The organism is Paenibacillus cucumis (ex Kampfer et al. 2016), assembly GCF_019748695.1.
Lineage (GTDB): Bacteria > Bacillota > Bacilli > Paenibacillales > Paenibacillaceae > Paenibacillus > Paenibacillus polysaccharolyticus.
Window position 1 is genome coordinate 25876 of record NZ_JACLIC010000043.1, and the last position, 6808, is coordinate 32683.

At 49.5% G+C, this 6808-nt stretch carries 5 protein-coding genes; 2 read left to right on the top strand and 3 right to left on the bottom strand.

Annotated features, from left to right (window positions below; genetic code table 11):
• Positions 1–8: 8 nt before the first annotated feature.
• The 3 genes from H7T88_RS24060 to H7T88_RS24070 form a co-directional block, all read right to left on the bottom strand.
• Positions 9–1052 (bottom strand): FecCD family ABC transporter permease, encoded by a 1044-nt coding sequence (locus H7T88_RS24060; protein WP_221790751.1) that lies wholly within the window; start codon positions 1050–1052, stop codon positions 9–11.
• A gap of 14 nt (positions 1053–1066) precedes the next feature.
• The gene (locus H7T88_RS24065; RefSeq protein ID WP_221790753.1) at positions 1067–2038 is read right to left on the bottom strand and encodes a FecCD family ABC transporter permease; all 972 of its coding nucleotides are present in this window, start codon (positions 2036–2038) and stop codon (positions 1067–1069) included.
• Positions 2039–2239: 201 nt separating this feature from the next.
• A complete protein-coding gene (locus tag H7T88_RS24070) occupies positions 2240–3994 on the bottom strand; it encodes an AraC family transcriptional regulator (RefSeq protein WP_221790739.1) in 1755 nt (584 codons plus the stop codon).
• Positions 3995–4223: 229 nt separating this feature from the next.
• Between H7T88_RS24070 and H7T88_RS24075 the strand changes: the two genes are divergently transcribed.
• Together H7T88_RS24075 and H7T88_RS24080 are read left to right on the top strand one after the other, a co-directional pair.
• Positions 4224–5225 carry a Gfo/Idh/MocA family protein gene (locus tag H7T88_RS24075; RefSeq protein ID WP_221790741.1) on the top strand — a complete coding sequence of 334 codons (1002 nt, stop codon included), beginning with the start codon at positions 4224–4226 and terminating at the stop codon, positions 5223–5225.
• Between the two features lie 324 nt (positions 5226–5549).
• Positions 5550–6182 carry a pyroglutamyl-peptidase I gene (locus H7T88_RS24080; RefSeq protein WP_221790755.1) on the top strand — a complete coding sequence of 211 codons (633 nt, stop codon included), beginning with the start codon at positions 5550–5552 and terminating at the stop codon, positions 6180–6182.
• Positions 6183–6808: the final 626 nt, after the last annotated feature.

Genomic DNA, 6808 nt, shown 5'->3' on the forward strand with positions numbered 1-6808 from the left:
GGATAGCTTTATTTCGTTCGTACCAGCAGGTATAAAAAATAGGGCGCGCCAATCGCGGCTACAACAACACCCGCTGGAATGGCATTTGGTGCAAATATTGTCCGGCCGACCGTATCGGCCGTCACCAGAATCACCATGCCGATGAGTCCTGCGGCGGGAATCAAGTGCCGGTGCAGTGGCCCAACCAATCTGCGGGCCAGATGCGGTGCGGCGAGTCCAATGAAGCCGATACCTCCGGCGACAGATACGCTGACCGCAGATAAGGCAACGGCACAGAGCAGAAGCAGGATGCGCCGCGAGCGCACAGGTGTGCCGATGCTGGTCGCAGCGGCATCGCCTAGATGGAAGGCGTCCAACGTTTTGGAACGGCTCCAGATATAGGCGATGCAGATTACGGTCCAAGGCAACAAAGCCTGGACATGAATCCAGTCACGACCCCATACACTGCCTGCAAGCCAGCGTGCAGCGAAGGAATACGTGTCCTCGTCGAGACGTAGTGACAGATAGAGCGTAAGCGCATGAAATCCAGCAGCAACAGCAATGCCGACCAGAATCAGTTTAATCGGTGATACGCCGCTGTTTCGGTCATAGGACAGTAGCATAATAATCAGCGCTGCAGCTACACTGCCGGCAAAAGCAAAGAGTGGAATCAACAGTGCTACTGAGGTATCCATGCTGAACGACAGGCTGACAAAAAACATTAGCCCAAAAGCCGCCCCGGCATGCAAGCCCAGAATCCCCGGATCGGCAAGTGCATTACGTGTAATGCCTTGCAGCGCAGCACCTGCAATGCCCAATCCAGCTCCGGCCAGAACAGTGACCAGAATGCGGGGCAATCGGTAGTCAAACAGGATGATCTGATCCTGTTCGCTCCCTTGTCCCAGCAAGGTCTGCACCACGGCCAATGGGGATACGCGAACTGTGCCTGTATTGAGGCTGATGAGAATCACCAATGTTGCGAGACACAGCAGAACAGAGCTGATAAGTACGGCTCTTTTGCCCCGAGAGGTTTGATTAAACTTCTCTAAAGGGGATCTGAAGAGGAGTTTCATTCCCTGTTTCTTCACTACAAAGCCCTCCTTTCTTTACGGGCCAGATAGAGGAAGAACGGTACGCCGACAAAAGCGACCATAATACCTACCGCCAGTTCCTGAGGCGGATTCACGATACGTGCCCCGAGATCAGCGAGCACAAGTAGAATCGCCCCGAGCAGCGAAGACATCGGAATGATCAACCGATAGTCTACGCCAACCAGTTTACGGGAGATATGAGGGATAACCAGCCCTACAAATCCAATCGAACCTACAGCGGAGACGGACACCCCTGCGAGCACAACGACAGCGGCAAGAGCAAGAAAGCGAGTCCAGCGCAGGTTCATCCCGAGATTAATGGCGACCTCTTCCCCCAGAGACATCAGCGAAACACGACGTGCGAGCGGCATGGTGAATAGTAGTGTGAGCAGCAACACCGGAAGAATCAGTTTTAGATGGCGCCATTCTATTCCTCCAAAACCTCCCGCATACCAGAAGGCCAGATCCTGGCTCAGATCAAAATAAATGGCTACTCCTGTGCTCAGAGAACCGAGCATGGCAGCAATGACTGCACCCGCAACCGTGAGTCTGATTGAACTAAGCCCTCCGGGAGCAGCCATGCCAAGCAGGAAGATGAGCAATGTACCGAGCACGGCTCCTATAAACGATAAAAGCATAATCCATCCGTAAGATAATCCCGGCCAGAACGCAAAGCTTAATGCGACGACAAACGTTGCTCCAGCGTTAATGCCAAGGATGCCGGTGTCGGCCAGTGGATTACGGGTAATGCCTTGCATCAAGGCTCCGGCTACAGCAAAAGCTGCTCCAATCACAGCGGCAGCAAGCACGCGTGGCAGTCTCAATTCATGAATGATCTGATGCGGTGTCAGAACCGGGTTGTACTGGAAAATGGCTGTCCACACGGTTTCCAGTGTTAAGCCTTTGGCTCCTAATGAGATGGCAACAAACATGCTGATCAGCAGGATCGCGATGGCAGACAGAAACATTAGCCCAACGGTGACTGCGGATCGTTGAGTCTTGGACGGGCGATGAGGCAGTCCCGGATGTTGGATACGGGTCACTCCTTTATAACAAATAACATCTTTCGTTGTTATTGATTATCATTATCAATTAGTGAATATTATAAAATCTTAATCCAGGCCCGTACATGGCATAAATTAAGATTTGGGAAATGGACATTTTTTAGATTACAAAAGTGCGGGCCTGTTCGTCAACATCGAGAGCGCTTCCTCAAGCTGGATGTTAATGGAATATGGAGCGTACACAACCCAAGCGTTCCAATCTACAAGATGCACACGGCCGCTACGGACGGCGGGATGGCTGTTCCATAGCGGATCATTCTTTAATTTTTGCAACAATGTTGCCGGGTGATGCAGGTTGTCTGTCGCAAGCACAAGCACATCGGCTTCTAGACCGTCCCATTCTCCGGGTGTGAAAGGCATCCAGTTGAAGCCGATCCCGGGAGCCTTGCCGTTCAGTTCCGCCTGAATACGCTGAGGTGCGCCGAGTTGTAGCGTCCGGTAAAACACATGACCGAAGTTCCGGTGGCTGTACATCCGCGGCCCTTTGGCAGTTAATGTACCTACAGCTACAGTGAGGCCGCCAGCCTGTTCTTTGATCTTCTTGCGTGCACGCTCTGCTTTGCGCTCATGCTTGTCCAGCCATTCTTTGGCCGCCTGAGTCCGGTCTACAATCGAAGCGATCTGTTCCAAATGGCCGAACATGTCGGTCTGGTTCCATGGAATGGTTATGATGGGTGCAACATCACCAATATGTTCCATCGCTTTAGCCGTAGCGTTATCTTTGGTCAGAATCAGGTCGGGATTCACATCGAGAAATGCCTGCCGCCCTTGTTCCCACGGTTCATAGGCATGAAAAGGCATGGTAAGCGAACGGGGCAGATGTGGCAGATGGCCTTGAATCTGTGCTGCACAGGGTGTGATGCCAAGTGTCATCAGGTGATCGGTATAGGGATAAGAAAGTGATACAATGTTACGATGAACTTGCTTGGTATAAGCCGTTGGTGCGTAGCCGGCATAATTACGAAACCGTCTGCTGAAATAAAACTCGTCACGGTAACCGACCTCACGGGCGACATCACGAATACGCAGATCGGAGGTCAGTATCATTTCCTTCGCCCGGTTCATACGCAGATGAGTAATATATTCGATCGGATTTTTGTGCATCCGGCTTTTGAACAGTTGAGAGTAATAGGATGGATGCATGCCAGCCAGTTCGGCCAGGGTATCCAGCTTAATCTCATGCATATAATGTTGCTGTATATATTGTAATGTTGATTTTAACCAGGACTCGGGATGATCCCGCCCCTGTTCCTCGGTAGGGCTTGAATTTTCTTCAGGCCAGAGTAGATAGAGTAGCTCGGTTAATAACAATTGTGCTTTGATTTCACGGGATGCTGTTTCGTTATCGGGATGTGCAAGTTCGATCAGTTGGGTAGCGATCCGTTGAATGCCGTAAAAGGGACCTCGAATCCATCCGGCAACAGGTGAATGAAGTTCACGTTCATAGATGCGCTTCGCTTCTGTTTTCTCCGTCACTCGAAACAGGTCAAATTCAAGAATATACAACTCCGTATCATGATCTGCATCCGACACAAGTTCCAGACGGGTTCCGGGTGGGTACAAACAGGCCGCTTTGCGCACAACACGGGATGGCTCTGCATCCACAATCTGTGTTCCTGTGAAGCGATGCATATAGATGAAGGTATGATTCGGGAGTTCGTCCGTCTGCCACCGGAAACGTTGCTGTGTGTTAACATGCTCTGCCCGGCGAAGTTCAACCAAGGCATGATCCAGGAACTGGTGAAGTTCATTGCGAGCCGTTGCACGTGTATTTATATGATTTAAATTGCCGCTAGGGCGTACAGTCAGTTCGTCATCTGAAGGTATGCGGTTATGGTCTTCATTAGGCTCAGAGATCATGGCGTACCTTCCTTTCATTGGGTCATTGTGTTCTTCAATAGGGTACATGTGCTCATGGTATGTCTCCAAGTTATCTTAGCAAATCTGTTGCGGAATTGAAATGTGATAAAGGGAAGCAAGCTTTTCTGACGAAAACGTTTCTTTTTGGTAAAATAAGAGAGATACCATGTTGGCTGGTCTGAATCATGAACCTTGTAATACGCAAATTGGTAGTAGGGAGGATGTACGTATGACACAGACAGCGGGACAGGATAAGGTACGATGGGGCATTATGGGCACGGGATGGATTGCATCCCAGTTTGCCAAGGATTTGGCACATGCGGGGAATGCGGTAAAAGCAGCGGTTGGTTCACGAACTGCAGGTAGTGCGGAGAAATTTGCAACCGAATATGGTTTTGAACGCGCTTACGCTTCATATGATGAATTGCTGCGAGACCCTGAGGTGGATATCATCTATGTGGCAACGCCGCACCCGGTACATAAGGAAAATGTGATGGCCTGCCTTGAAGCAGGCAAAGCGGTGCTTTGCGAGAAACCGTTTACGATGAACTCACGTCAACTGGAGCCGCTCGTGGAAACGGCGCGAGAACGGAAACTTTTCCTGATGGAGGGCATGTGGACACGCTTCCTGCCGCCGATTGTACAGGCACGGGCATGGATTGCGGAAGGTCGTATTGGTGAAGTACGGATGGTGCAGGCAGACTTTGGATTCCGCATCGGCTGGGAGCCGGAGGGGCGGCTGCTTAATCCCGATCTGGGCGGTGGTGCGCTACTGGATGCCGGAGTTTACCCGATCTCTTTCGCGTCGATGATCTTCGGTGAACAACCTCAACATGTATGGAGCACAGCACACATTGGGGAAACCGGTGTGGACGAGCAATTCTCTATATTGTTGTCTTATTCCGAGGGGCGTTCGGCGTCACTAAGCGGTGCCATTCGTTTGAATCTGAACAATGAGGCGGTAATCTATGGTACGGAAGGCCGAATTCGTCTGCCTTTTTTCCTCGCAGGCAAAGAAGCTTATTTACATGTGAACGGACAGGACGAGCCAGAGAAGTTTGTGGATGAGCGGGCTTGTCTCGGGTACGCATTCGAAGCAGAAGAGGCTGGACGTTGCATTCTGCAAGGTCGAACAGAGAGTAATACCATGAAACTGGACGAATCTCTGGAGATCATGAAGCTGATGGATACGGTTCGGCGGCAGTGGGGATTGCGCTACAGATCGGAGTAAGGGCCGCTGGCTAGTGATGGGAAAGGCCTTATTTATAGTGACTTAGATACACGCAAGCTGGATGGAACGCTGGAATTGCCGGGCGTGTGAGAAGTTCCACACATATGGCGAGTGTTTTCTTTAAGTGATGTAGTCCAGTTAGTTTATTGTGATGGCATCTGTTGTCGTATCCGCAGAGATAAACAAAGGGTTGGCGGGTTGATTAAAAAGGGGCGCTGGAGTTGTACAAGCCTTGCAGTTGTATAACGGAAGAGTAGCGTTACTGATTAGGCGAAGCAGGTTGTAGCATTTGGATTAGTCCATCAGGAGGGAGTGCAGCAGTTGATGAAGTTTCTGATTTCGGGGTTTGAGCCGTTTGGCGGTGATGCTGTCAATCCGACAGGAGCGTTAATGGAAGCATTAGCGCATGAGGTGAACGAGGGAGCAGTATTAAAAACCGTGTTGCTACCTGTGAATTTTGATGAGTGTGCAGACATGCTGATTGCAGAGATGCAGGTTTTTCAGCCAGATATCGTTATCGCCTGCGGGTTAGCAAAAGGTAGAACGGCAATTACGCCAGAGCGCATCGCCATTAATGTGAAGGATATTCTGCCGGGATCTTATGCGGACAATCAAGGTCAGCGCCCTGTGGATGAACCGATTGCAGCCGGAAGTCCCGATGGTTTATTTTCTACATTGCCCATCCGGACGATGGTCAATGATATGACGGCTGCGGGTATACCGGCAACGGTATCCAATACGGCAGGAACGTATATATGTAATAACACGATGTACCGGATACTCGATTACATTCGGTTGCAACAGTTGTCTGTGCGAGCAGGCTTTGTTCATTTTCCGGCTTCGACAGAAATGGCTGTTCAGGCACCTTCTGTCCCATCTCTGCCACTTCCAGTGATGCTGGATGCACTGCGATCGATGATTCGCACGGTTATGTCGGAGACTGAAACAAGTAATTAAACTGCCGATATATCAAGCAGTAACGAATAACTAGGTAACCAACAAAAAGCGGATCCGGACAATCAACACTAATCAGGCAACCAACAATGATAAACTAATAACGAGGCAAACAATATATCAATAACCTGGCGACAAACAACAAACAAACCAAACTAACAACCAAACTAAACTAACAACCAAACCGATACAACGATACAACGAGGAAACGAATACGAGGAAATCAATAACCTAGGTAATCAATAAACTAATAAACAATCAACAACCAGGTAACCCACAAACAAACCATAGGCTATAAGCAAGCCATAACTGATAAACCAACTCAACGAATAAAAGGGCAACTCCAATACGTCACAAAGGTGGCGAGAGGAGTTGCCCTACTCGTATTTGATTAGTTTGGTTTTTACACATATATCTCCCAATCATAGGAGAGTTTTACGAGCTAGTACCCAATATGAGGGTGGAAACCTTGTGTAGACTCAATCTTACGGCGTGTTAGGGCCAATGATACTGCATGACTATCTGGCGCAATTTCTAACGATCCCCACAGACGCTATTTACACCAATTTGGCGGTTTTAGAATTCTAACGATCCGTATGGAGCTAGAATAAAAAGTGGACAACCGTTAA